This window comes from Caballeronia sp. SBC1 (genome assembly GCF_011493005.1).
Classification (GTDB): domain Bacteria; phylum Pseudomonadota; class Gammaproteobacteria; order Burkholderiales; family Burkholderiaceae; genus Caballeronia.
The window spans coordinates 2,087,674-2,110,373 of record NZ_CP049156.1 but is presented as its reverse complement, the minus strand read 5'-3'; the positions used below and the strand labels follow the sequence as shown (position 1 = coordinate 2,110,373).

Sequence of the window (22,700 nt, the reverse complement as noted above, 5' to 3'; positions counted from 1 at the left end):
GACCTCCGAACGGCATCCGAACGAAGCATCGCTCAGATCGAGATACCCGATCCGCCGTTACTGCCTAGCAACTGCTCCACGGCATCGGCGTTGACGTAGTCCTGTTCAGGCAAACCATCGAACACGGCGATCACATCGTTGCTTGCGCCTGCAGCGCGCGCCGCATCCACAATGCCATCCTTGTTGGTCGGAAACGACAGATCACGCAAGACCTCTGCGATTTCGTCATCGATCGGTTCGTCGTTCAAGCCGGCATTCACATGCGTATCGGTCATTGGTGCCCTTGGTTGTTTTTAGTGGTTAATCCGGGTCGCCGAGTTCGCGGCCGAGATTCACGTCTGCACTTGTACTACCTGGCTCGCCATGCCGTGGCTGGGCGAGCGCGACTTCGGTAATTCCACATGAGCCCAGTGCGCGTGATCGAGTTCCTGTGCGCGCACTTCCGGCGCGGGCGGCGAGACTGGCGGGTCATTGGCGCGAAGGGCAAGCTCCGCGCGTATGGCTTGAGCCTGGCGAGCAGCATAGATTGCCGCGTCGTCCGTGTGGATGGGCGCGGCATAGCACGACACGGACACCAGAACCATCGATAAAGCCGTTGAGGTTTTCATCGCTCAACCCTCCAGACACTTGGTTCACACGCTCACGCAAGCGGTACTCAGACAGCACAAACACGAGGCCGTACGGATAATAGTAGCGAGGATTCGAGCAAACGCTATGCCAATCGATCAATGCGGTTTTTCAGCGTTTCACCTGATAAACGCCGTGCGCCTGCCGTGCCTTGTTTCAAACGGCGCTAGCAGTAGTTCTTCGAGCGAATTCTAGAATAGGGTCGTAAGCACGTGCTTCACGGGCACTCCGGCACTACCGCGATTTTTGCACGCGACGCGCAATTTCAGCGCGATGCCGGGTTCAAGCGGAAGTAGGCATCGAGAAGCGATGTCTTGTAGACCACGCCGAGTAACATTGGCCGTGTCGGGCAGTCGATGACCGGCAAACGCTCGCCCTGGAACGCCAGGAAATGCTGCAACGCTTCACCTAGCGACATGTCCGGTGTAAGGACATCGAAATGAGGTTGCAGGTAATCTTCGGCAGTTTTGACGGTGGTGTCGCGCTCATCGAGCAGATCGGACGTGATGTCCTTAAGCGCCACCACGCCGCGAAACTGGCCGTCGGCATCCACGACGTAAAGGTACTTCACCGGATATTCGAGGAACACCCGCGTCATGGTCTTCACGTCTGCATCAAGCGGGACTACGGTGTCAGCCGGTTTCACAAGCTCGCGCATTTGCGTAGCGGCCAGCCGCGAGCGCTCTTTTTCGTCGCGGTTGCGGCGTAACGTGACTTCGTACATTGACGTCTGCGCAGATGCCCGCGCAATGAAAAATGCCACCACGCACGAGAGCATCAGCGGCAGCATGACCTGATAACTCAGCGTCATTTCGAAGATCATCAGGATCGCCATCAACGGCGCGTGCGTAGCGGCGGCCAGGAACGCACCCATGCCGACCATCGCGTAAGCAAACGGGGCGGACGTGGAGTGCGGCCAGATCGTATGCGCTGCCAGCCCGAACAGGCAGCCGACCACCGCACCCACGAATAGTGTTGGCGTGAAAATCCCGCCGACCGCGCCGGAACCCGCGGTTGCCGCGGTCGCGACGATCTTGAAGAACAGCACTGCGGCCAGCGCTTCCCAGGTCCACGAATGATGCAGGATCGAGTTGACGACTTCATAACCGTTGCCCCAGACCTCCGGGTACCAGATCGAGATCACGCCGACAATCAGGCCGCCGAATCCGAGCCGGATCGGCAAGGGCATGGGCAGCTTGGCGAAGCGTTGTTTCGATGCAGCCAACAGGCGCAGGAAATACGGCGCGAGCACGCCACAGAGCAATCCGAGTACGACGAACAGAAGAACTTCGACGCCGGTGACCGTTGGAAACACCGGCATTTCGTAAGGCGGCCGATAGCCGGCGAATTCGCGCATCGTAATGTTCGCGACCACCGAGGACACCACGATCGGCCCGAAACTTTCCATTGCCATGGAGCCGAGCACGAGCTCGGTCACGAAGAACGCGCCGGCGATAGGCGCGTTGTACGCCGAGGTGATCCCGGCCGCCGCGCCGCAGGCAACGAGCAGGCGCAGGCGCGGCGGATCGAAGTGGACCCAGCGGCCGATCAGCGACGCGCATAGCGCCGCGAGCTGGACCATCGAGCCTTCACGCCCGATGGAGCCACCGCTTGCGATGGTGAACAGCGACGAGATACTGCGCCACATGCTTTGCCAGACCGGCACGACGCCGTCGCCAATGGTCACTGCCTCCATATAGTCGGCATTTGCCTGACCCGAGCTGCGACGCCGCGCGATCAGCAGGCACACGCCCGCGACCAGTCCGCCTGCGGTCGGCAGCGCGACCCGTACGGGCCACGGCAGGCGCTTGGCCATTTCAACGAAGTTACCGTGATCGCCGCCAAAAAGCCGCTGCAATTCGTCGATTCCAACGCGAAACGCCGCCGTCGCGAATGCGCCGGCCACGCCGACAATCACGGCCCACACGAGCATGGAGTGGGATTCGGAGAAGCGGAACCGGATCTGTGCCCGGGTGCGAAGCTTAAGCAGGAATGAAAGCACGTGAGCTTGAATGTCGGAGCGGGTCGAGGCCAATGGCGCGGGGCAAGGATATCACCCGCAAGGGGCCTCGGGGCAGTGCTCCGACGCTCACATGCATACAGATTTGCCCGGGTGGACGCAGTTATCGGCGCAATACGCGAAGTCCGTTGGCAACGACCAGCAGGCTTGCCCCCACATCGGCGAGAACGGCCATCCACAAGGTTCCCGCACCCGTCAGCGCAAGCACAAAAAATACCGCCTTGATTCCCAACGCCAACACGATGTTTTGTACCAACACCGCATGTGTCACCTTCGAGAGCCGGATGAAAGCCGGGATCTTGCGCAGGTCGTCGTCCATCAACGCGACGTCGGCGGTTTCGATGGCGGTGTCCGAGCCCATCGCACCCATCGCAAAGCCAATGTCAGCACGGGCGAGGGCGGGGGCATCGTTGATTCCATCGCCCACCATGCCTACCACCGCGCCATCTGCCGCAAGTTTTGCCACCGCATTTGCCACCGCAGTGAGCTTGTCCTCGGGCAACTGGTCGCCGCGGGCTTCATCGATACCCACGGCACTCGCGATGGCCGCCGCCGTATGCGAATTGTCGCCGCTCAGCATCACGGTGCGAACGCCGAGCGCATGCAGGTCGGCGATGGCAGCGCGACTGCTTTGCTTGATCGTGTCCGCGACGGCGAACAAGGCGAGCACGCCTTGTTCGCCGATCAGCAGGACGACAGTTTTTCCATCGCGTTCCAGCGTGTCGAGCCGGGCTTCCAGACTGGCGGAGCAATGGCCGAGCTCTTCGACCAGACGATGATTGCCGAGCGCGTAAGGTTTGCCGTCGATTGTCCCTTGCACGCCGCGTCCGGGCAACGCCTCGAATTCAGCGACGGATAAGGGGGCGATGTTGCCCGCGGTAGCTGCACGCGCGAGCGCTTGCGACACGGGATGATCCGAGCGTCCGGCGAGGCTGGCCGCAAGTTGCTGGCATCGGTTGATGTCGGTATCAGCGAGGGCTTCGAAATGGGTCTGCGCCGGTTTTCCGTGCGTGATCGTGCCGGTCTTGTCGAGCGCGAGCCACGTCAGCTTGCGGCCACTTTCGAGGTACGAGCCGCCCTTGATCAGAATGCCTTTTCTCGCCGCCGCGGTGAGGCCGCTGACGATAGTCACCGGCGTCGAGATGACCAGCGCGCACGGGCAGGCAATCACCAGCAACACCAGCGCCTTATAGATCCAGTCGTGCCAGACGCCGCCAAGCAAGAGCGGCGGCAAGACCGCGACAAGAACTGCGAGCGTAAATACCACTGGCGTATAAACGCGCGCGAACTGATCGACGAAGCGTTGCGTAGGCGCTTTGGAACCCTGCGCTTCCGACACCGCGTGAATGATGCGCGCGAGCGTTGTATCGCCTGCAAGCGCCGTCACGCGATACTCGATCGACCCGGATTCGTTGACCGTGCCGGCGAACACGGCGTCGCCCGGTGCTTTATCGACTGGCAGGCTTTCACCCGTAATGGGTGCCTGGTTGACCGTCGAGCGTCCGGCCATCACTACGCCGTCGAGTCCGATCCGCTCGCCGGGTTTGATGCGCACGACGGCGTTTATCGATACCGATTTTGCGTCCACGTCATGCCAAGTGCCGTTGGGTTGCTGGACGGTCGCGCGCTCGGGCGCAAGTTGCATCAGCTTCTGAACAGCGTTGTGCGCACGGTCGAGCGATTTAGCTTCGATCAGTTCGGCAAGGCTGAACAGGACCATGACCATGGCTGCCTCGGGCCACTGGCCAAGCACCAGTGCGCCCGTGACAGCGATGCTCATGAGCGCGTTGATGTTGAGATTGCCGTTGCGGATGGCGACCCAGCCCTTTTTGTAGGTTCCCAGGCCACCCGAGATGACGGCGAGCACGGCGAACGACGCTGCGATCCAGCCGGGAAACGCAGCAAAACTGGCGATTTCCGATGTGACCGCCGCGGCGCAGGCCAGCGCGAGCGGCCAGTGCGCGGGTTTCCTGGCGATGGCGGCAGTTCCACCTTGCAGAACTGTTTCGGGCAATTCAGCGGTGAAACCCAGCGATCGAATGGCCTGTGCAATCGCCTCGCGCTCGAGCGGCGAGTGATCCACGGTGAGCAAGCGCTGCATCAGGTTGAATTGCACGTCCTGCACGGATGGCATGGCGGAAAGCTTCTTGCGTATCAACGCTTCTTCCGTCGGACAATCCATCTGCGCGATAAGAAACACGGTGCGTTCGCCGCCGTTCAAAGGCTTTTGACGAGCGGGAGCAGCGGCTTTAGCCTCGGAGTGTGAATGCGCATGTGCATGTTTATGCGAATGTGAAGGCGCGTGGTCCGACGAATGGTCATGACCGTGGCAGCACGGTGAGCGGGCCGGGGTTTCGTCGAGCGTCGCGTTATTCGTTGCGCTGGGTAGGGACATCGTGGCTTCCTGAGGGGATCTATGGTTTAGTAGACGCCCTGAAGTCACTTCAAGGTCAAGCGTTGGCCGGGAGCATAAGCAATGAAAATCGGTGAATTGGCGAAAATGGCTCAGTGCACGACTGAAACCATCCGCTTTTACGAAAAAGAAGGCTTAATGCCGCAGGCCGGCCGGACAGATTCGAATTACCGGAATTACACGGAGACGCACGCGGAACGTCTGCGGTTTATCCGCAATTGCCGCGCATTGGATATGACGCACGACGAAATCCGCCAGCTACTCAGCGTGACCGACGCGCCCGGCGAACCGTGCGGTTCAATCAATTCGCTCGTCGATGAACACATTCTTCATGTGGATCGTCGGATCGAGGAATTGACGCAACTCAAGGCCCAACTGGTTGCGTTGAGGGGCCAATGCACAACGGAAGAATCGGCGACGGACTGCGGTATCGTCCAGGCGCTTTCAACGAACAATGTCGCGCCTGCACGCGAGAAGCGGACCCACTTGGGCTGAGTGGCGGAGCGAGGCGGGTCGGGTCTGAAAACCCGGCCTCGTCACACCAAAGCCGGGCTGCGTTCTACGTCAAACTACCCAGTCACCATTTCGGCGCGAACGGTGGCTTCGCGTTTCGTTGGCCTTCGTCGAGCGCATCGATCTTCGCAATATCGTCGGCGTCCAGTCTTACCTTTTGCGAGTCCCAGTTCAGTTCCTGATGCTCCGGATTCGTCGATGCCGACAGCACCACGATATCGCGCGACAACAGCCATGCAAACGTCACTTGAGCGGGCGTCACGCCATGCTTCTTGGCGATGGCAGTCAACGTGGGATCTTTGTGCGCGCGGCCTTCGCCCAGCGGCATATACGCGGTCACCTTCACACCGAGCTTTTGCGTTGCCTCGACCAGCTTGCGGTTCGCGAGGAATGGGCTGATTTCGAACTGGTTCGTCACAATGGCCTCGCCGCCGGGTGCGTTCAACGCTTCCTCGAGCAACGGCGCGGTGAAGTTCGACACGCCGAAATGCCGGATCAACTGCTGCTTCTGCGCATCCTGGAAGCCCGCAATTGATTCGGCGATGGGCACCACGCTGTCCGGCGACGGCCAATGAACCAGCGCGAGATCGATCGTGCCGATGTTCAGCTTCTTGTGGCTTTCCACGAGGCTTTTCACCACGTCGTCACGACGCAGCCGGTCATGCCAAACCTTTGTCGTGACCCAGATATCGTCGCGCGGCACGAGCGAGTCGCGCACGCCTTTACCGACGGCTTCTTCGTTCTTGTAGAGCTGCGCGGTATCGATATGCCGATACCCGAGTTGCAACGCACTTGTGACAGCCTTGGCAGTTTTCTCCGCATCCACGCGAAAGGTGCCGAGTCCGAAGGAGGGAATTGTTTCGATCATCTGATGCCCCTTTTGATTACGTTTATCCGATACAGGCCGGCCGAGTCAGAAATCCTAAGCGTCCTGATCCAGTTCCGGGTAATGGCGGAAGATGCCGGATTCGTTGAATGGAATCCGGCGTTCCGAGTCTACATACGCTGCGATATTCGGTCGTTCCAGCACGGCATCATGCAATGCCGTAATGCGCGGATACAGGCTGCCGAACTTCTCCGTTGCGCGCGGAAAGGCGTAGTGCAAGCCCTCGACGAGTTGAAATATCGACAGATCCACGTAGGTCGTTGTATTACCGATCATCTGTGTATCGCCGTGAGGATTCTGCGCGAGCGCCCGCTCGAAATAGCCGATGAACTTCGGAATCCGGTTCTCGATGAAATCCTTCGCGCGTTCCTTCGCGGCGTCCTTCTGGTCTTCGTAGTAAAGACCGCTTGCAAGTGGATGATGGGTGTCGTGGACTTCGGTCACCATATCCGCGATAGTCAACTGCAAACCGTGCGCAACATAGCGCAGACCTTCATCCTTCGGCGCGAGACCGAGCTTCGGTCCCAGATACTGCAAGATATTCGCGACGTGCGACACGATCAGTTCGCCATCCTTCAGAAATGGCGGGGCAAACGGAATGTGCGGCTCGGTCTTGCTGTTGATGATTTTCATCATCGCGCCGGTGCCTTGTCCGTCTTTTTTCGCGCCGCGTGCAACGTCAACGTAGTCAGCGCCGGCGTCTTCCAGCGCGAGCCGGACGAATTCACCCCGGCCTTGAAGACCGTCCCAGTAATACAGTTCGTAGGCCATCGGCAATATCCTTGCGGTGTGATTGCTGGAAACCAAAGACAAGAGGGTAGCAACACGCGTGCCGTTGCGCTTGGATTGCGCTCGTAATCTCGCTGAAAAGCAAAAACCCCGCACGGGCGGCGGGGCTTTCGTGTTCCTGCAAGCGGCACCTCTATGAACGTTACCCGAGCAGGCGCTCGACGCCCATGGTTATCGCGAGTCCTCCCCCGATCAGCCAGGCATAGACGATGGCACCGGTTACCAGCGCACGCGGTCCGGCGCGGCGAATCTGCGCGATCCGCGTTTCGATACCCAATGCGGTCATCGCCATGGTCAGCGCGAAAGTATCGAGCGTGTTCAGCGTGTGGGTAGCGGTATCGGGCAAAACGTGCAACGAATTCACGATCACGAGCGCGAGGAAACCGAGCGCGAACCAGGGAATGGCCAACTTGCGCTTCGTGCCACTACCGTCGGTTTGACCGTTGTTACGCGAGCGGTTCACCCACATGCCGATCACGAGCAGCACAGGCACGAGCAGCATCACGCGTGTCATTTTCACGATGGTCGCAATATGTGTCGCTTCCGGGCTCACGTTGCTGGCCGCGCCCACCACCTGCGCCACTTCGTGGATCGTGCCGCCGAAAAACAGGCCGACGCCCAGCGTATCCAGATGCAGCCAGCCGAGGTGCAACGCGAGCGGGTAGAGGAACATGGAGAGCGTGCCGAACAGCACGACACTGCCCACAGCCATCGCGCTTTTATGCGGTTCGGACTGCAAGGTGGACTCGAACGCGAGCACTGCCGCGGCGCCACAGATCGCGCTTCCGGCTGCGGTCAGCAATGCCGTATCGCGGTCGAGCTTCATCAGCTTCATGCCCGCCCACGTGCCGATGGCGAGCGTACTCACCACCACCAGCACCGACACCGTCAATCCCGGCAGTCCGACCTGAGCGATTTCCTGCAGGCTTACGCGCAGACCGAAGAAGCCAACTGCGATACGCAGCAGCTTGCGAGCGGAGAAATTCACGCCCGAGGCCCAGCTCTCCGGCATGCCGTCCCGCAGCGCGTTGCCATAGATGGCCCCCGCGACAATGCCGACGATCAGCGGACTCAGCCCCAGATTCGAGATGAACGGCAGGGCGGCCAGTTGCGTGACGGCGGCGGCAAACAGCGCGACGAACAAGATGCCGTTCAGTTGGCCGCGCGTTTGACCGCTTGGAGCGGTTGAAGCGCTTGGAGCGGGAGTAGATGCGACAGGAGTGGCGATCGAATTCACGACTTTTTCCCTCTTGGTTTGATGCGCCAATCCTAATATTGATATATCGATATGAGAAATCGTCATTTAGGATGTAAACTATCCGTTCAGCCGATAGTTGAGCGCCAATGACCCCAGACCAGCTTATAACCTTCGCCACCGTTGCGGAACATGCCAATATCAGCCGCGCAGCACTCGCGCTGCACTTGTCACAGCCGGCTGTGTCGGGGCAGTTGCGCCAGTTGCAGGACGAATTTGGCGAACCTCTGTATCAGCGCGATGGGCGCGGCATCCGGCTGACCACCGCGGGCGAACAGCTCGCCGTTTATGCCACTCGGATTCGCGAGACCTTCGGGCAAGCGCATGCGTACCGGAATGCGCTGCGGGGGCTCGAGCGCGGCACGCTGCGGATCGGCGCGAGCACGACGCCAGCGAGTTACTTGTTGCCTTATCTGATCGCAGAGTTTCATCGGCAGCATCCGGATGTGGTGGTTCACACGATTGACGGGAACACAGCGGAAATCGTCGCGGCGCTGGGTTCGCTGGATATCGCGATGATCGAAGGGCCGGTGGGCACTGATCTGCCACCGGGAACCGAAGCCACGCCGTGGCGCGAGGATGAAATCGTGGCGATTGCGCCGAGTGGGCATCCGCTGGTGCCCGTCTCCGGCGGTGTGACACTCGAAGCGGTGTGCGCTTATTCGCTGGTTTTGCGCGAGGGTGGGTCGGGGGTGCGCCAGTTGGTTGAGCGAGCGTGCGCGCGGGCGGGCGTGCAGATGCGCGTTGCGCTCGAAATAGCGGGCGTGGAAGGCGTGAAGGAAGCCGTGCGGGCGGGGATGGGGATTGGTTTTGTGTCGGCGATGTCAATGCGCCATGAGGACGGCGCGTTGCAACGTCTGAGGATTGCGCCGGAGCCGCTGACGCGGCGGTTTTCGATCCTGATGCCACATGGCGCGGCGACGTCGCGGGTGGCGGCGCGGTTTTACGCGCTGTGTGTGGAAGGTGGGGCTGCGAAGTAACTTGTCACGAGCCCTTGGTTTGCAAAACCTGAAATAAAGGGCGTGTGAGAATTCAAGCCTCGGTGTCGTGCATGACCAACCAATCCTGCAATGCGCGCCGCACTTCCTCGATGACGCTATCCCAATCGCCAAGTTGGTGCTGACGAAATACTCGCATCGATGGATACCATGGGCTGTCTTTTCTACCGGCTAACCATCGCCATTCCGTGTTAGCGGGGACGAGCGTCCACACGGGAAGCTCAGCGGCCCCGGCAAGGTGGGCCACTGATGTGTCGACTGTAATCAGCAAATCAAGCGTATGCAGTATGGCCAGCGTATCGGTAAAGTCGCCGATGTCCGGACCTAAGGTGTGGATATCGAATTCACGCGACAGCGGTTCGCATTCATGCTCGCGTTCCCCCTTTTGTACCGAGAACCAGGTTATATCGGCGATTGCAAATAGCGGCCTCAGTGCATCAATCCGGATAGAGCGAAAACGGTCAAGCGGGTGAGTCGGGCTACCCGCCCATACAAAGCTGATCCGTCTATTCTTTGCATTTCCACGACCCGGCGCCATTGCATCGATTTGAATTTTCCATTGGTGCTGTTTTTCAGGCGCAGCAGAGAGATAAGGCATGGCAATGGGCAGCATCGGCAAATCAAGCTTCACATGTTCCGGCATTCTTAACATGTGGCACCAATAGGTATAGGGACCTGGCGGTATCGCCGTGAACACGGCCCTGACACTCGGCATGCCGGCCGCTAAGCACGATATCGGCTCGCTCACTAAAACATCTACCTTCGCTCCTTGGCTGTGTAACCAATTGGCGAATCTCAGGAACTGTATTTCATCGCCGCGCCCTTGCTCGCCGACAAGCAGGAATTGGCACCCCGCGACAGGCTCGCCGCTCCATTCAGGAAATGTGGGGTAAATCCGCTGGTTAGCGGTGCCGGGAATTTCGTAGAACCATTTGTATCGCTTCCAGCCTTCCTCATATTCGCCCAGGGCGAGCTGCACACCTGCGAAATGGAATTGCATATACGGGTTGTCGGGCAAAAGCTGCGCTGCTTCTATACTGTATGGACGACCCTCGACGGTCCGTCCACGAATGCTTAATGCGCGCGCCGCGTTGTGATGCAATAAAGGATGCTGTGAATCAATAACCAGTCCTTGTCTCGCGAGACTGTATCCCTCCGCAAAGTAGTCATTTGAGTTCAAGACGAATGCTAGCGTTTTGAGTGCTTCGGCATTGTCTGCGAATCGCGTTCTCATTTCCGCGACAGCTTCTTCAAGCTGGCGTTGGCTAGTGCGGCTGCTCTCCGCCAAAGCCGCGATGAGATCAAGTCCGTCTTGAAAGCTGTCCCGCTCAAGCATGATTTTATTTTCTCGCGTGGTGCTGGAGATATGCCCCTGCAATCCGTATTGGCAATTCAGAGGCGTTGCTTCGGTGCCACCGGCTCATTGCGGCTTGTTGCGTGTAGGTGTTTAGATTTCGCGCTTGCGATAACGTCCACCAGCTTACTCGGGGCGATAAGGGCAGTAACCTTCCGTCATCAAAATAGGAGTTTTCCTAGGGCGGCGAGCGCTACGAATGACGAGAGGCGTTCTGACTTACTGTGAGAGATGAGGCTGCGAAGTAGGTTCGAGCCCGATTTCATGCCGGGAAGGAAAGCGCCCTAGGGAATTCCAGAATGGCGCACCTTGAACCCCGGGCGCATCATTCGAAACATTCAGACGCACACCGCGTCTTTTCTAAAATTCGTTCTTGGAACCGGTTCCATTGGCCGGTTAAAGGCAAATTCCGCTGTGGAACACGGTAATTCTGGAAATCTGATCAAAAATACCCGGGCTGACGGAGCCGTCCCTGTGGTTATCGTGGCGAGTGCATTCGGTGCGGAAGCGATCCGCCACGACGGCCACGCAACTTGGGCGGAAGTCGCGGCAAAAGCCGGCGCGGCCGGCTTCGAAGTCCGCCGCGAATTGTTCTCCCATGAGACCCAATCCCAGCCCGCTGCCCTATACGAACTCGGTCAGCAAATTCGATCGGCTGGCATCTGGCCGGTCTATTCCACCCCCGTGACCCTTTTCGACGATACCGGCGCTCTCGATGAATGCGCGATGGAGCAGACGCTGGACGAAGCCGCTGCGCTCGATGCGCGTATCGTCAAATTTCAGCTCGGCGGGTCAGAAAGCGCGGGCACGGCCACGGATTCCGCGACGCTCGACCGCCTGATCGCCGGTATCCGAAATTCCAAAGCACAGGTCGTGGTCGAAAACGGCCAGCTGAAAGCGGGCGGCACGATCGATGCGTTCTCCACTTTGTTCAAAGCGCTGGAAAATCGCTCGCACACGCTCTCCATGACCTTCGATACCGGCAACTGGCAATGGGCGCAGCAAGATCCGCTCGAAGCAGCGAGGCGCCTGACCCAATACGTCGGTTACGTGCATTGCAAGGCGGTGCAGGGCGAAGGCGCGCGACGGTTCGCGACGGCCCCCGCAACCGACGATGAGCACTTCGCCGCGTTGCTGGCTTCTCTACCGGCCAACGTTCCGCGCGGTATCGAATTTCCATTCGAACAAGACAATCTCGCCGCCGATGCTGCGCGCTACGTCAAACAACTAGCATCGGCCTGAAATTGGCCGGAATATTGGCCTGAACACCCCATCAATGAATGACGAAGGACCGCTTATGACAACCTCTCTCGATGTCGTGACCTACGGCGAAGCCATGACGATGTTCGTCGCCGCCGAGACCGGCGATCTAGCGAAGGTCGGCCAGTTCACCAAGCGCGTGGCCGGCGCGGATCTGAACGTCGCGATCGGTTTGTCGCGGCTCGGTTTCCGGGTCGGCTGGATGAGTCGCGTGGGCCGCGACTCGTTCGGCCGCTACGTGCTCGATGTGCTCGCGCAGGAAGGAATCGATGCGGGTTGCGTCACGATCGACGAGCGTTATCCGACCGCTTTCCAGCTCAAATCGAAGAATGACGACGGCAGCGATCCAGCGATCGAATACTTTCGCAAAGGCTCGGCGGCGAGCCATATGTCGCTCGATGACTACGTGGCGGACTACGTGCTGGGCGCGCGCCATTTGCATCTGACGGGCGTCGCACCGGCCATTTCGGCGACCTCGCGCGAACTCGGGTTCCACATGGCGCGCGAGATGCGCAAGGCCGGCAAGACCATTTCCTTCGATCCCAACCTGCGGCCGACGCTCTGGCCGTCGCGTGAAGCCATGGCGGAGTCGCTGAACGCGCTGGCGGCGCTGGCCGACTGGGTCATGCCGGGTGTCAGCGAAGGCAAGATCCTGACGGGTTTCACGAAGCCCGAGGACATTGCGCGGTTCTATCTGGATCAGGGGGCGAAGGGCGTCGTGGTCAAGCTTGGAGCGCAAGGCGCGTATTTCCGGACCGTGGATAACGAAGAAGGCACGGTGCCGGCAATCCCGGTAAAAAATGTCGTCGATACAGTCGGCGCGGGCGATGGTTTCGCTGTCGGCGTGGTGAGCGCGTTGCTGGAAGGGCGCGACGTGCGGCACGCGCTGACACGCGGCAACCGCATCGGCGCTTTGGCAATTCAGGTGATCGGTGATAGCGAAGGTTTGCCGACGCGTAGCGAACTCGATGCGCTGGAACAAGCGAGCAGCGGCGAGGCGGCAGCCAACGTCGCTTTATAAGGGCGCTTTCAAAGCCCCTCAGTAGTCACAGAACAAACGAGCCAAGGACGGAGACAATCATGCAACCAGCCAGTGCCAACACCACTACAACCAAGCTCGCGGTGCGCCGCTGGTGGACGATCATGCCGATCGTGTTCATCACATACAGCCTCGCGTATCTCGATCGTGCGAACTTCGGCTTCGCTTCGGCGGCTGGTATCAACCACGATCTCGGCATCAGCAAGGGGCTGGCATCGCTGATTGGCGCATTGTTCTTCCTCGGCTATTTCTTCTTCCAGATTCCCGGCGCGATCTACGCTGAGCGTCGCAGCGTGAAGAAGCTCGTGTTCGTGAGCCTGATCCTCTGGGGCGGGTGCGCGGCGCTGACCGGCGTGGTCACCAACATTCCATCGCTGATGGTGCTGCGTTTCATGCTCGGTGTCGTGGAAGCGGCCGTGATGCCCGCGATGCTGATCTTCATCTCCAACTGGTTCACGAAATCCGAGCGATCGCGCGCCAACACGTTCCTGATCCTGGGCAATCCAGTGACGGTGCTGTGGATGTCGGTGGTATCGGGCTACTTGATCAATTCGTTCGGCTGGCGCCACATGTTCGTGGTGGAAGGTGCGCCGGCCATCATCTGGGCGGTGATCTGGTGGTTCATCGTGCAGGACAAGCCAGCGCAAGTTAAGTGGCTGTCCGAACAGGAAAAACGCGATCTGGACAACACGCTGCGCGCAGAACAAGCGGCGATCAAACCGGTCAAGAACTATGGCGAGGCGTTCAAGTCGGCGGCGGTGATCAAGCTGTCCGCGCAATATTTCTGCTGGAGCATCGGCGTGTACGGCTTCGTGTTGTGGCTGCCGTCGATCCTCAAGAACGCGTCCACGTTCGGCATGGTCGAGACCGGCTGGCTGTCTGCCGTGCCGTATCTGGCAGCAACCATTGCGATGATCGCGGCGTCCTGGGCGTCGGACAAACTCGAGCGCCGCAAGTTGTTCGTGTGGCCGTTCCTGCTGATCGGCGCGTTCGCTTTCGCGGGATCGTACCTGCTTGGATCGACGAGTTTCTGGGGCTCCTATGCGCTGCTCGTGATCGCGGGCGCGGCCATGTATGCGCCTTATGGCCCGTTCTTCGCGATCGTGCCTGAATTGCTGCCGAAGAACGTGGCGGGCGGTGCAATGGCGCTGATCAACAGCATGGGCGCGCTTGGATCGTTTGTCGGATCGTATGTGGTCGGGTACCTGAACGGCGCGACGGGGTCGCCGGCGGCGTCGTATGTGTTCATGAGCGCCGCGCTGGTAGCGGCCGTGATCCTGACGCTGATCGTGAAACCGCAACCGGTCGCAGCCGCCGCTAAACTGGCCACACGTGCTTGAGACTGCTTGAGACACTTGAAAGAAACCCAACCTTATTGACTCCACAGGACCTGTTTCGATGAAAAAGAAAATCGTCGCGTATAAGCCGTTGCCCGCGGACGTGCTCGCGTATCTTCAGGAAAACGCGGATGTCACAACCGTGGACCCGAAGCAGCACGATGTGTTCGTGGCCGCGTTGAAAGACGCTGATGGCGCGATCGGCGCGAGCACGCAGATCACACCGGCCATGCTCGAGGGCGCATCGAAGCTGAAGGTGCTGGCGACGGTTTCCGTTGGTTTCGATGCCTTCAATATCGACGATCTGAACCGCCGCGGCATTCTGCTCACGAATACGCCGGACGTGCTGACGGAATCGACGGCGGATACGGTTTTCGCGTTGATCCTCGCAAGCGCGCGTCGCGTGGTGGAACTCGCGGAATGGGTGAAAGAGGGCAAGTGGACGAAGAGCATCGGCGAAGACTGTTTTGGTGTCGATGTCCAGGGCAAGACGCTCGGTATCATCGGGCTGGGACGGATTGGCGGTGCGGTAGCGCGGCGTGCGTCGCTCGGTTTCCGCATGAACGTGCTGTACACAAACCGCAGTCCGAATGCACAGGCTGAACGCGACTACGGCGCGAAGAAGGTTGATCTCGACGAGTTGCTCGCCACCTCCGATTTCGTGCTGCTGCAAGTGCCCCTGACCGATGAAACACGCAACTTGATCGGCGCGGAGCAACTGAAGAAGATGAAACGCAGCGCGATCCTGATCAACGCATCGCGCGGACCGACGGTGGATGAAGACGCGCTGATTCAAGCGTTGCAGGACGGCACGATTCTCGGTGCGGGCCTCGATGTTTTCGTAAAAGAGCCGCTGTCCGCCGACTCGCCATTGCTCAAGATGAAGAACGTGGTGGCGCTGCCGCATATTGGCTCGGCCACGCACGAAACCCGCCACGCGATGAACAAGAACGCAGCGGAAAACCTGATCGGCGCGTTGAACGGCACGCTGACGAACAACATGGTGAATCCAGAAGCATTGAAGCGCTGAGCGGCTTGAGTCAAGCTCGCTGCATTGAAAAAAGCGCGCCTTGGCGCGCTTTGTTTTTATCGGGTGTCGAACGAGAACATGGCAAGAGACAATTTTTCGAATGACCGGCGCGCGACCATCACCGACGTCGCGCGCGAAGCCGGCACCGGCAAGACCAGCATTTCGCGTTATCTGAACGGCGAGACGGGCGTGTTGTCGACGGAGTTGCGCGAGCGCATAGAAGAGGCGATCGCGAAGCTCGATTACCGGCCGAACCAGATGGCGCGCGGGCTCAAACGAGGGCGCAACCGGCTGGTCGGGATGCTGGTCGCGGACTTGACGAATCCTTACTCGGTTGAGGTGCTGCAGGGTGTGGAGGCGGCCTGTCACGCGTATGGTTATATGCCGCTGATCTGCCATGCGGCGAACGAGGTCGATCTGGAGCGGCGATACCTTCAACTTCTGACCACCTACCGCGTGGAAGGCGTGATTGTGAATGCGCTCGGCGTGAAGGAAGAGACGCTGGAATCGCTCACTCGCGGCGGCGTGCCGGTGGTGCTGGTGGACCGCTCGGTCGAGGGGCTCGTGACCGATATGGTCGGGCTGGACAACACCGAAGCGGTGCGCATGGCGATCCATCATCTGGTGAGCCAGGGTTTCGATGAACTGCTGTTTATCGTCCAGCCGTACGCGCAGGTTAGCTCGCGACGCGTGCGCGAAGCGGCATTTCGTGACACTATCGGCGCGCTCTGCGATTCAGGCGTGTCAGGCACGACAATCGTGCTCGATCTGGATAATGACGCAACCCTTGCCGAAATCGATGCGCTTATTGACGCTGCGCAACGGCGGAACCGCCGCGCAGCGCTCTTCGCGGCGAACGCGCCGGTAGCGTTGCGGGTCGCGTTGCATCTGAAGGAGCGTCATGGCGCTGACTGGCAGCGGCACGTGGCGCTGATGAGTATCGACGACTCCGAGTGGGCCGAGCTCGCCGGAATGACGACCGTGCGCCAACCGACCTATACCATAGGCGAGCGCGCCGTCGAGTTCCTGCATGAGCGCATTGAAGGCGCGGTCGTGGCGGCGCGAGAATGCCTGCTGCCGGGCGAACTGGTCGTGCGGGCATCGACATCGGCATCGGCACCAACAAACAATGGCGGTACGTAGTTCTTGAGGAAATTCAATTGATGGTAAGTGCCTTGACGCTGGTCTGTATCACCCTCGCGACGCTGCTGATTGCCGCGTTGCCTATCTGGTTGTATCGCAAGACGAAGCCCCGGTTTGGTTTCGAGCGGCGTGACGTGATTGTCGGGATCGCGGTCTTTGCACTGTTTTCGATGGTGATCGAACGCGGCTTGCACGGTCTCGTCCTGAGCAACGCGACCACGGTTGGCTTGCTGATGAATCCGGCCATTTTCGTGATCTACGGCGCGCTTGCGACCGGCATCTGCGAGGAAGTCGGGCGCTACGCCGGCATGAGATGGCTGATCAAGCGCGATCCGACCTCGTTGCAGCGCCCGGGCACGGCGCTCGGCTATGGAATCGGCCACGGCGGCGCGGAGGCGTGGCTCGTTGGCGTGCTGGTGCAATTGCAGTGGATCCTCTACGCGCTGCTGGCCGATCGTGGCATGCTCGATCAATATTTCACGAGCGTCCCGGCCGAGTCGCTGCTGCGGCTGCACGCCGTGCTCGGCAGCCTCGCGCCGGAATCCGCCGCGTTGTTCCTGGTCGAACGGGCGGCGGCATTCGTGTTCCAGGTGGGATTGTCGGTGGGAATGTGGCACATGCTGCGTGAGCGTTTCCGCTTCACGCTGCCGTTCATGATCGTGGCTCACGCGCTGATCGCTCTGCCGGTTGCGCTTTATCAGGCGCGGTTGATTCCGCTGCTCGCCGCCGATGCCGTGTATCTCGTGTTCGGGCTGATCGTGATGCGGGCGCTTCGGCGCTATTTCCTGGGCGTGGCGGCAGCTGCGAACCGTGCGGCACGTGTAAAGGCCGGAGACTGAGATGGACGACGAATATCAATATGACTGCCCGAGTGCGGATATCGAATTGCTGGCGCGCGTGGTCAGCGACCTGTTCCCGGAGCAGACGCAATTCGCCGAGCGTCCGGGCGACGACGGCCAGCTTTCGCTTGTGATTCATTATGTGGCAATGCGCTTCGGCGCAACGGCGCGCCGGATAGCCATCGATATCCGCTTCGATCCCGCCTCACTCACGCGTTACAGGGCGATGCCGTCGCGTTTGCACGCGCGCAGTTATGCGGTGCTGCGTGCTTATGTGGAAGCCACGCTCGGTTCGCTCGAGGAGATGTACGCAGCCGGGGAAACGGTCCCGCGCACGGTGGAGATCGGTATAGGCGAGGATTTTGCGTAAGACAGGGCAGAAGGCAGCCTGGCCTTGCGCTGCTTAACTTGCTTATAAAGCGTGCTCATAAAGTGCACGTATCAAGCGCGCTTATAAACCTTCGCGAAACGGGCGGCCTTGACGACTCCGTAGTCGCCCGGGGCGTATTGCATGACCCAGTCGCCTGCTTCGCCGTGAAGCACATCGCCGGCTTCAGAACGCGCGATTGAAAACGCTTCGTGCATCTGCTTCGCGAGGACCGCAACCGGTACGTTCCGGTACGCACCGGCATGGCCATGCGTGACGCCGTCGTGCGTGACGTACTTTGCATCGAACCGATCCCGCGACACCACCCAACGCTCGCCGGTAGCGCCCGTGATCAACGCATCGCCGGGAGCATAGCGATTCGGGCCTTCCAGGCTCATCAGCGAGCCGGGTTCCTCTGCAAACTGCACAGCCACCGTTTCGTCTTTCACCACGCGATGCGCGGCGGGGTCGGCGGTGAGGTCGAGGTGGGTAAGAGTGTTGGGTGTCATGCGGATGTCATGAAAACGCTGAAACGATAATAATCCGCGATCGTAACGCCAAGCTCCCTGTTATGCATACCGCAATGTGAAAGCGCCCGCATCGAAACCACGATGCGAGCGCTTTTTCACGTGCTCGCGGGCATAACCCGCGTGAAGTCCAGCCTTCAGATCAAGCTGTTAGCGGAAGCTTAGGGCTTGGTGGTCGAAGCACCGTCCGCCGCTGCGGCAGCCGGCGCCTTGCGATGCGGCGCGCGGCCTTTATGCGCACCCGGCTTGCTCGACTGGTGGAAGCTTGCGTCCGCGAGTTTCTTCTGCTCGGGTGAAAGGCTTGCGTACAACGGCTCAAAGGCCTCGACCAGACGCTTCGTACCGTCCGCGTGTGCCTGCGTGATCTGCTCGTACTGTTTCATGTCGTCGAGCGCGCTCGTGTTGTCACCCAGCGCCATGCGTTGACGGTACAGATCACCCATTGTGTGGCCGTTGTCGCGCATGACATCGGCGAACTTGTTCCATTGCTCGTCCTGGGCAGCGGTGATCTTGAGCTTGGCATGCAGTTCCGAAATACGTTGCTCGACGCGTGCTTCACGTGCCTGGCCGCGTGCCGTATCCGGTGCCGATGCGCCTGCGGGCGCAGCAGGAGCCGCCGGTGCGGACGATTGGGCAAATGCCGTGGAAAGAGCCAGTGAGGCAGCCAATGCAACGAATGTTTTTTTCATGGGTGACACCTTGGGTCCATTGAGAAGGGGCAAGCAATACACGAAAAGATAACGTGTGATGTTTGGCCGACGCCGCTATTAATATCACGTTAGCGCACGACGTTGCTTTGGTTGCCACAACTGCTTACAACCGATACGTCTGCGAAAAAAACGCTAAGGAGCAACTCGGGAGCAAGCCGGGTTCGCAGCGGTAGGAGTTTAACCAAGAAGCGAGGGCAGCCGCAGTTTGATGCGCTCGTGTTTTAATGGCTTTCCTGTTTCACGCTTTTGTCACGCGCTCAAACAAAATCAAACAAAGGACCACGCCCCATGCGACCGCCGCGCCTCGATCAGCTCGACGACATCGACCGGAACCTTGTTGCGTCTTTGCAGGTGAATGCCCGCGAAAGCGTGTCCGAACTTGCGCGTCAACTCGGTATTGCGCGCACGACGGTGATCGCCCGGCTTGCGCGGCTTGAAAAGACCGGCGTGATAGCAGGCTATGGCGTCCGCTTGGGACAAGACGTGCTCGATGCCAGTATCCAGGCCTACGTGGGCATCAAGCTGGCGCCGAAGTATGGTCGCGACGTGCAGAAGCGCTTCGCCAGGATGCCCGAGATGCAACTGCTCTGTGCAGTGAGCGGAGAGTTCGACTATGTCGCGTGGCTGCGAGCGGATTCCCCTGACCGGCTGAACGATCTGCTCGATGAAATCGGTGGACTAGAGGGCGTCGAACGCACGACGACATCGATCATTCTTGCCCGCAAGGTGGATCGTGGCGGCTTGGGTTAAGAAGTCCGTTCGGCAGGGTTGGTGAGTGAATTAATACAATTTGCCTCGCAGAGTCGTCAAAACGTCGAAATAGATAGTCGATTCGCATCATTTTGTGTCTTTTATCAATATTCATGCGCTCCTAAACTGGTGGTCGGAGATTGCCTCTCGACCGCCCATCAAGGAGATAAACATGAAAATAGCCCTCATCGGCGCCGGCCTGATTGGCCAGAGCATTGCTCATTTGCTGCGTGAAACCGGCGACTACGACGTAGTCGTTTTCGACCGCGATGCCCACGCGCTCGACCTGCTTGAAGCGCAGGGTATTGCCACCCGCCGTGTCGATTCCGCCGAGGCGAATGCGCTGCGTCTCGCGCTGCAAGGTTTCGATGCACTCCTCAACGCGATGCCGTATTACCTCGCCGTGACGGTCGCAACGGCGGCGAAAGCGGCTGGCGTGCATTACTTCGACCTGACTGAGGACGTGCGGGCGACGCATGCGATCCGCGCGATCGCCGACGACTCCAGCCATGCCTTCATGCCGCAATGCGGCTTGGCGCCGGGGTTCATCGGCATCGTGGCGCACGACTTGGCCAAGCGTTTTGCCGAGGTGCGCGAGGTCAAGATGCGGGTTGGCGCGCTGCCTGAATTCCCGACCAACGCGTTGAAATACAACCTGACCTGGAGCATTGATGGGTTGATCAACGAGTATTGCCAGCCGTGCGAGGCTATCCGCGACGGCACCACGCAATGGGTGCAGCCGCTGGAAGGGCTTGAGCATTTTTCACTCGATGGCACCGAGTACGAGGCGTTCAATACATCGGGTGGCCTTGGTACGCTGTGCGAAACGCTGGCCGGCAAGGTGGAGACGCTGGATTACAAGTCGGTGCGTTATCCCGGGCATCGCGAGCTGATGAAGTTCCTGCTCGACGATTTGCGCATGTCGAGTGACCGTGACGGATTGAAGGCGATGTTGCGACGTGCGGTGCCGGCCACAGCGCAAGACGTGGTGCTGGTATTCGTCACAGCAACGGGAATGCGCGATGGCCGTCTCGTACAGGATGTATTCACGCGCAAGATCTTCGCGAAGAACGTATGCGGCGTGCCAATGAGCGCGATCCAGATCACGACTGCCGGCGCGATCTGCGCCGAGCTGGATCTGTTCCGTGAAGGCGTGTTGCCGCAGAGCGGTTTTATTCGGCAGGAGCAGGTGCCGTTGGAAGCGTTCCTGGCGAATCGGTTTGGACAATTGTACGAGGGCGCGAGCGCGCTGGGCGTGGTCCGCCAACTCCAGGCTGCCTGATCCTTGCGGCTGGTTTTTCGCTCTCGGTGATGCCCCGCGGTCCGCTGGTTTGGAGCGCGGGGCGAAGTGAGCGGTCACTGATCTTTTTTGCCTGACCTAACCATTGAACCGGTAGATCAACTTCTCCCGTATCGATTCATCAGCGGCGTCGATGTAATGCCATGCAGGATCACCGACGCCGCGATGACTCCCAACACCAACGGCGCAAGCGGTTCAGCAGCGCTGCGGGGCGCATGCTCCAGCGCGTACATCAGGTAATAAAACGACCCAACGCCGCGAATCCCGAACCAACTGGTGAGCAGCCGCTGCGAGCGCGTCGCCGATGACCCAAGCAACGAAGCCTGCACCGATAGCGGCCGCACCACGAAAAACAGCAATCCGATCACGGCAGCGCCTTGCCACGTAAACAGCCGACCCCAGACATTGGCGAGCACGCTGCCCACCATCAGCATGACCGCTACCTCCGCGATTCGCTCGAGTTCTATCGTGAAACCGAGCACCCGTTCCGCGACAAATGCATGCGCACGGTCCGGATCGGAGGCGGTTGCGCCAACGTCCTCGGTATCGATGACGCCAACCGCTTCATGCGCCGACTTGTCACCGCTGGCCTTTTGCTCGACGCGCCGCATTGCGAGGCCCGCGGCGAACACGGCCAGGAACGCATACGTGTGGATCGATTCGGCGACGCCGTACGCGAGGGCAATTAAGCCCAGCGCATAAAAACCCTCAGGCCCAAGGGCCAGCCCGTGGTGAGTGCGCAACCACGCAATCAGCCTCACCGCGAGGTCTCCCAGTACCCAGCCTACCGCCAACGCACCGGCGACACCCCAGAGGGCATCGCTTGCGAAATGCCAGCTCAGCGCTTGCTTCGGCGACGCCTCGTAGTTACATACCGCGATACCCAGCAACGCAAACGGCAGCGCGATGCCGTCGTTCAAACCGCCTTCGCCGGTGAGCGAAAAGCGCAGCAAGTCGACATCGCCGGGAACCTGCACTTGCACGTCATGGGCGAGCACGGGGTCGGTGGGGGCGAGCATCGCGGAAATGAGTAACGCGGGTCCCCAACTCATGTGTAGCAGATAGACGCAGGCAAGGGTCATGATGGCGACCGTAGCCACCATCGCGACAATGCCGAGGCGCACGGGCAATAACCAGATGCGGTCGGTGGGCGGCACGCGCAGGCGCAGCCCGATCGCGAACAGCGACACAAGCATGGCGACTTCGGTAATCCTGCGCAGCAGGGTTGCGTCGCCCAGCAGATCGATCTTCAGCAGGCCGATGCCAAACGGACCCAGCCCGAAACCGATGGCGAGATACACCATGGCGGTGCTGATCGGCAGGTGTTTGAACGTCGAACTGGCAAGCCCCATGGAAATGAGAACACCGCCAACGACGAGAAACCATATCGTTTCGGTCATGAGAGCCTGAGGTGAATGCAGCGTACGCGATTAGGAGCAAGGGGCGTGCCACGTTACACGCCAGCGCGATTTTGAGCGGCCGGCCGAGGGTGTGGAGGAAGCGGCTGCCCGATCGAGATGCCTCCATACGATGCCAGTTGACG

The 22,700-nt window shown here is 60.0% G+C and carries 22 protein-coding genes; 11 read left to right on the top strand and 11 right to left on the bottom strand.

The window, feature by feature from the left end:
* Window positions 1-32: 32 nt before the first annotated feature.
* From SBC1_RS09295 to SBC1_RS09280, 4 genes are all read right to left on the bottom strand, one after another.
* Window positions 33-275 carry a DUF2795 domain-containing protein gene (locus SBC1_RS09295; protein WP_165091301.1) on the bottom strand — a complete coding sequence of 81 codons (243 nt, stop codon included), beginning with the start codon at window positions 273-275 and terminating at the stop codon, window positions 33-35.
* A 57-nt stretch (window positions 276-332) separates the two neighbouring features.
* Window positions 333-608 carry a hypothetical protein gene (locus tag SBC1_RS09290; protein ID WP_165091299.1) on the bottom strand — a complete coding sequence of 92 codons (276 nt, stop codon included), beginning with the start codon at window positions 606-608 and terminating at the stop codon, window positions 333-335.
* A 284-nt stretch (window positions 609-892) separates the two neighbouring features.
* Entirely contained in the window at window positions 893-2,629 is a 1,737-nt protein-coding gene (locus tag SBC1_RS09285) for a ClcB-like voltage-gated chloride channel protein (RefSeq protein ID WP_165091294.1), read from the bottom strand.
* A 121-nt stretch (window positions 2,630-2,750) separates the two neighbouring features.
* Window positions 2,751-5,042 carry a cation-translocating P-type ATPase gene (locus SBC1_RS09280; protein ID WP_165091291.1) on the bottom strand — a complete coding sequence of 764 codons (2,292 nt, stop codon included), beginning with the start codon at window positions 5,040-5,042 and terminating at the stop codon, window positions 2,751-2,753.
* An 81-nt stretch (window positions 5,043-5,123) separates the two neighbouring features.
* Between SBC1_RS09280 and cadR the strand changes: the two genes are divergently transcribed.
* Window positions 5,124-5,555: a Cd(II)/Pb(II)-responsive transcriptional regulator gene (gene cadR / locus SBC1_RS09275; RefSeq protein ID WP_165091288.1), complete on the top strand. Its 432-nt coding sequence runs from the start codon at window positions 5,124-5,126 to the stop codon at window positions 5,553-5,555.
* Between the two features lie 82 nt (window positions 5,556-5,637).
* Here the strand turns inward: cadR and SBC1_RS09270 are convergent, their stop codons facing one another.
* The 3 genes from SBC1_RS09270 to SBC1_RS09260 form a co-directional block, all read right to left on the bottom strand.
* Window positions 5,638-6,441 (bottom strand): aldo/keto reductase, encoded by an 804-nt coding sequence (locus SBC1_RS09270; RefSeq protein WP_165091275.1) that lies wholly within the window; start codon window positions 6,439-6,441, stop codon window positions 5,638-5,640.
* A gap of 54 nt (window positions 6,442-6,495) precedes the next feature.
* A complete protein-coding gene (locus SBC1_RS09265) occupies window positions 6,496-7,230 on the bottom strand; it encodes a glutathione S-transferase (RefSeq protein ID WP_165091269.1) in 735 nt (244 codons plus the stop codon).
* Between the two features lie 160 nt (window positions 7,231-7,390).
* Window positions 7,391-8,476 (bottom strand): YeiH family protein, encoded by a 1,086-nt coding sequence (locus tag SBC1_RS09260; protein ID WP_241202097.1) that lies wholly within the window; start codon window positions 8,474-8,476, stop codon window positions 7,391-7,393.
* Between the two features lie 116 nt (window positions 8,477-8,592).
* Here SBC1_RS09260 and SBC1_RS09255 point away from each other — a divergent pair, with 116 nt between their 5' ends.
* Window positions 8,593-9,483: a LysR family transcriptional regulator gene (locus SBC1_RS09255; protein WP_165091259.1), complete on the top strand. Its 891-nt coding sequence runs from the start codon at window positions 8,593-8,595 to the stop codon at window positions 9,481-9,483.
* A gap of 52 nt (window positions 9,484-9,535) precedes the next feature.
* Here SBC1_RS09255 and SBC1_RS09250 read toward each other — a convergent pair whose 3' ends face one another.
* Window positions 9,536-10,837 (bottom strand): hypothetical protein, encoded by a 1,302-nt coding sequence (locus SBC1_RS09250; protein WP_165091256.1) that lies wholly within the window; start codon window positions 10,835-10,837, stop codon window positions 9,536-9,538.
* A 492-nt stretch (window positions 10,838-11,329) separates the two neighbouring features.
* Here SBC1_RS09250 and SBC1_RS09245 point away from each other — a divergent pair, with 492 nt between their 5' ends.
* From SBC1_RS09245 to SBC1_RS09215, 7 genes are all read left to right on the top strand, one after another.
* A complete protein-coding gene (locus SBC1_RS09245) occupies window positions 11,330-12,097 on the top strand; it encodes a sugar phosphate isomerase/epimerase (protein WP_241201910.1) in 768 nt (255 codons plus the stop codon).
* A gap of 55 nt (window positions 12,098-12,152) precedes the next feature.
* The gene (locus tag SBC1_RS09240) at window positions 12,153-13,136 is read left to right on the top strand and encodes a sugar kinase (RefSeq protein WP_165091253.1); all 984 of its coding nucleotides are present in this window, start codon (window positions 12,153-12,155) and stop codon (window positions 13,134-13,136) included.
* 59 nt (window positions 13,137-13,195) lie between these two features.
* On the top strand, window positions 13,196-14,494 hold the full coding sequence (locus SBC1_RS09235) for an MFS transporter (protein ID WP_165987575.1): 1,299 nt from the start codon (window positions 13,196-13,198) through the stop codon (window positions 14,492-14,494).
* 58 nt (window positions 14,495-14,552) lie between these two features.
* Complete coding sequence (locus SBC1_RS09230) at window positions 14,553-15,521, top strand: NAD(P)-dependent oxidoreductase (protein ID WP_165091244.1); 969 nt, start codon at window positions 14,553-14,555, stop codon at window positions 15,519-15,521.
* A gap of 78 nt (window positions 15,522-15,599) precedes the next feature.
* A complete protein-coding gene (locus SBC1_RS09225) occupies window positions 15,600-16,664 on the top strand; it encodes a LacI family DNA-binding transcriptional regulator (protein ID WP_165987574.1) in 1,065 nt (354 codons plus the stop codon).
* A gap of 20 nt (window positions 16,665-16,684) precedes the next feature.
* Window positions 16,685-17,503, top strand: a complete 819-nt coding sequence (locus SBC1_RS09220; RefSeq protein WP_206366056.1) for a YhfC family intramembrane metalloprotease — start codon at window positions 16,685-16,687, stop codon at window positions 17,501-17,503.
* 1 nt (window position 17,504) lies between these two features.
* Window positions 17,505-17,873, top strand: a complete 369-nt coding sequence (locus SBC1_RS09215; protein ID WP_165091231.1) for a DUF3022 domain-containing protein — start codon at window positions 17,505-17,507, stop codon at window positions 17,871-17,873.
* Between the two features lie 71 nt (window positions 17,874-17,944).
* On the opposite strand, the gene SBC1_RS09210 is transcribed toward SBC1_RS09215, so the two are convergent.
* A complete protein-coding gene (locus SBC1_RS09210; RefSeq protein ID WP_165091229.1) occupies window positions 17,945-18,379 on the bottom strand; it encodes a PGDYG domain-containing protein in 435 nt (144 codons plus the stop codon).
* Between the two features lie 179 nt (window positions 18,380-18,558).
* Window positions 18,559-19,086 carry a Spy/CpxP family protein refolding chaperone gene (locus SBC1_RS09205; protein WP_165091226.1) on the bottom strand — a complete coding sequence of 176 codons (528 nt, stop codon included), beginning with the start codon at window positions 19,084-19,086 and terminating at the stop codon, window positions 18,559-18,561.
* 309 nt (window positions 19,087-19,395) lie between these two features.
* Here SBC1_RS09205 and SBC1_RS09200 point away from each other — a divergent pair, with 309 nt between their 5' ends.
* Entirely contained in the window at window positions 19,396-19,857 is a 462-nt protein-coding gene (locus tag SBC1_RS09200) for an Lrp/AsnC family transcriptional regulator (RefSeq protein ID WP_031356349.1), read from the top strand.
* Window positions 19,858-20,029: 172 nt separating this feature from the next.
* Window positions 20,030-21,139: a saccharopine dehydrogenase family protein gene (locus SBC1_RS09195; RefSeq protein WP_165091222.1), complete on the top strand. Its 1,110-nt coding sequence runs from the start codon at window positions 20,030-20,032 to the stop codon at window positions 21,137-21,139.
* A gap of 116 nt (window positions 21,140-21,255) precedes the next feature.
* Here SBC1_RS09195 and SBC1_RS09190 read toward each other — a convergent pair whose 3' ends face one another.
* Window positions 21,256-22,557 (bottom strand): sodium:proton antiporter, encoded by a 1,302-nt coding sequence (locus tag SBC1_RS09190; protein ID WP_165091218.1) that lies wholly within the window; start codon window positions 22,555-22,557, stop codon window positions 21,256-21,258.
* Window positions 22,558-22,700: the final 143 nt, after the last annotated feature.

What these genes read in the sequence shown, in the direction of transcription:
- SBC1_RS09295 (WP_165091301.1), bottom strand. Translation starts at nt 275, where the DNA reads ATGACCGATACGCATGTGAATGCCGGCTTGAACGACGAACCGATCGAT.
- SBC1_RS09290 (WP_165091299.1), bottom strand. Translation starts at nt 608, where the DNA reads ATGAAAACCTCAACGGCTTTATCGATGGTTCTGGTGTCCGTGTCGTGC.
- SBC1_RS09280 (WP_165091291.1), bottom strand. Translation starts at nt 5,042, where the DNA reads ATGTCCCTACCCAGCGCAACGAATAACGCGACGCTCGACGAAACCCCG.
- cadR (WP_165091288.1), top strand. Translation starts at nt 5,124, where the DNA reads ATGAAAATCGGTGAATTGGCGAAAATGGCTCAGTGCACGACTGAAACC.
- SBC1_RS09270 (WP_165091275.1), bottom strand. Translation starts at nt 6,441, where the DNA reads ATGATCGAAACAATTCCCTCCTTCGGACTCGGCACCTTTCGCGTGGAT.
- SBC1_RS09265 (WP_165091269.1), bottom strand. Translation starts at nt 7,230, where the DNA reads ATGGCCTACGAACTGTATTACTGGGACGGTCTTCAAGGCCGGGGTGAA.
- SBC1_RS09255 (WP_165091259.1), top strand. Translation starts at nt 8,593, where the DNA reads ATGACCCCAGACCAGCTTATAACCTTCGCCACCGTTGCGGAACATGCC.
- SBC1_RS09250 (WP_165091256.1), bottom strand. Translation starts at nt 10,837, where the DNA reads ATGCTTGAGCGGGACAGCTTTCAAGACGGACTTGATCTCATCGCGGCT.
- SBC1_RS09240 (WP_165091253.1), top strand. Translation starts at nt 12,153, where the DNA reads ATGACAACCTCTCTCGATGTCGTGACCTACGGCGAAGCCATGACGATG.
- SBC1_RS09235 (WP_165987575.1), top strand. Translation starts at nt 13,196, where the DNA reads ATGCAACCAGCCAGTGCCAACACCACTACAACCAAGCTCGCGGTGCGC.
- SBC1_RS09230 (WP_165091244.1), top strand. Translation starts at nt 14,553, where the DNA reads ATGAAAAAGAAAATCGTCGCGTATAAGCCGTTGCCCGCGGACGTGCTC.
- SBC1_RS09225 (WP_165987574.1), top strand. Translation starts at nt 15,600, where the DNA reads ATGGCAAGAGACAATTTTTCGAATGACCGGCGCGCGACCATCACCGAC.
- SBC1_RS09220 (WP_206366056.1), top strand. Translation starts at nt 16,685, where the DNA reads ATGGTAAGTGCCTTGACGCTGGTCTGTATCACCCTCGCGACGCTGCTG.
- SBC1_RS09215 (WP_165091231.1), top strand. Translation starts at nt 17,505, where the DNA reads ATGGACGACGAATATCAATATGACTGCCCGAGTGCGGATATCGAATTG.
- SBC1_RS09210 (WP_165091229.1), bottom strand. Translation starts at nt 18,379, where the DNA reads ATGACACCCAACACTCTTACCCACCTCGACCTCACCGCCGACCCCGCC.
- SBC1_RS09205 (WP_165091226.1), bottom strand. Translation starts at nt 19,086, where the DNA reads ATGAAAAAAACATTCGTTGCATTGGCTGCCTCACTGGCTCTTTCCACG.
- SBC1_RS09200 (WP_031356349.1), top strand. Translation starts at nt 19,396, where the DNA reads ATGCGACCGCCGCGCCTCGATCAGCTCGACGACATCGACCGGAACCTT.
- SBC1_RS09195 (WP_165091222.1), top strand. Translation starts at nt 20,030, where the DNA reads ATGAAAATAGCCCTCATCGGCGCCGGCCTGATTGGCCAGAGCATTGCT.
- SBC1_RS09190 (WP_165091218.1), bottom strand. Translation starts at nt 22,557, where the DNA reads ATGACCGAAACGATATGGTTTCTCGTCGTTGGCGGTGTTCTCATTTCC.